Source organism: Streptococcus sp. (genome assembly GCF_032481935.1).
GTDB lineage: Bacteria > Bacillota > Bacilli > Lactobacillales > Streptococcaceae > Streptococcus.
This window is the reverse complement of record NZ_JAWERU010000098.1, coordinates 1-1,131: the sequence shown is the minus strand read 5'-3', so window position 1 is coordinate 1,131 and position 1,131 is coordinate 1. Positions and strand designations below refer to the sequence as shown.

At 37.7% G+C, this 1,131-nt stretch carries 2 protein-coding genes; both read right to left on the bottom strand.

What is annotated here, in order from left to right:
- Window positions 1-171: 171 nt before the first annotated feature.
- Window positions 172-660 (bottom strand): hypothetical protein, encoded by a 489-nt coding sequence (locus E7C97_RS09515; protein ID WP_000093677.1) that lies wholly within the window; start codon window positions 658-660, stop codon window positions 172-174.
- A complete protein-coding gene (locus tag E7C97_RS09510) occupies window positions 650-949 on the bottom strand; it encodes a hypothetical protein (RefSeq protein WP_000869758.1) in 300 nt (99 codons plus the stop codon). Before E7C97_RS09510 ends, E7C97_RS09515 begins: the two co-directional genes overlap by 11 nt.
- Between the last annotated feature and the right edge of the window lie 182 nt (window positions 950-1,131).

The window sequence follows — 1,131 nt, the reverse complement described above, 5'->3', positions numbered from 1 at the left end:
AAACATTCCATGGCGACTGAAGAACTTCATCTTGACCTTCCATCAGGAGATGAGTCCATTTATCTAAGCTATTTCCAGTATAGGAATCATACAAAAGCGTCAAACGATGAAAAAGATAGCCTAGTAAGATACCTAACAGTGAGAATAGTAGGAATTTCTTTCCACTGTACATCATCTCACCATCTCTTTCTGTTTGACGGCTCCTTCTTGTCTAAAGGTAATTTGGGATTTAGCCTCATCAATTGCATCGTCTAATGACTTATCCATGGTAAAATCAGCTAATTTCTCCGGATCATTAACCATTTTTTCTAACAGATGGTCTAAATGATTGTCTAGAATCGAACGGTCTTTCGTGTAGAAATGTAGAGAATCCCCTTGCCAAGCGATGGCTAAAGGAATCTCTTCTTTTTCTAAAAAAGCTTTAAATTTCTCTATATCAATTGGTTTGTCTAAAAAATCTTTTTTCAGATTAATCGTATCAATCGAATAAGGAGATTGTAGCAATTCTTCTAATTTCTGCACCCCTATCTTATAGGCGGAATCCTGTGCTAAAGCCTGACGTCTAGACCATTCTAGAATCTTTAAAAGACTTTTGACAGTGAATAAAAGACTACGCTCAGCATATTGAACTGCCATTCGTTCCTGTTGTTCAGAGGACATCTGATGCCTCCTTCTTCACAAATAGCAGCTTTCCTTCTTTATAACGGTAAGCTATCAATTTCTGACGTTGCTTAATCGACTTGACAACCTTCAGTAGATCTCTCGAATAAGGTTCTCGAAGAGTAACTTCTACTGCTTTCCCATTAAAGATACCAACACGTTTAAATTCAATGTAGTCTTTTTTGAGATGTCCTAAGCCCATACCAAAAGGAAAGTGATGAATCAATTGGATGGTACAACCACCTTTATTTCCCATTTGTTTCAAATCATACAAGTTTACTACCTTCATGATTAACTCCTTTATCTAGTTTGTCGCATCGTTTAAGTCTGGTAACGATAAACTCCGTGTCTGTTAGAAAATTCTCACACACGTCTTGTGCCAGTTGCCCTTCACAGGGAAATACTCTCAGTCCCTACTTACACAGGCACGCTAATCAAGACGGAGTGGATTCAATTTTCAAAGAACAGGTA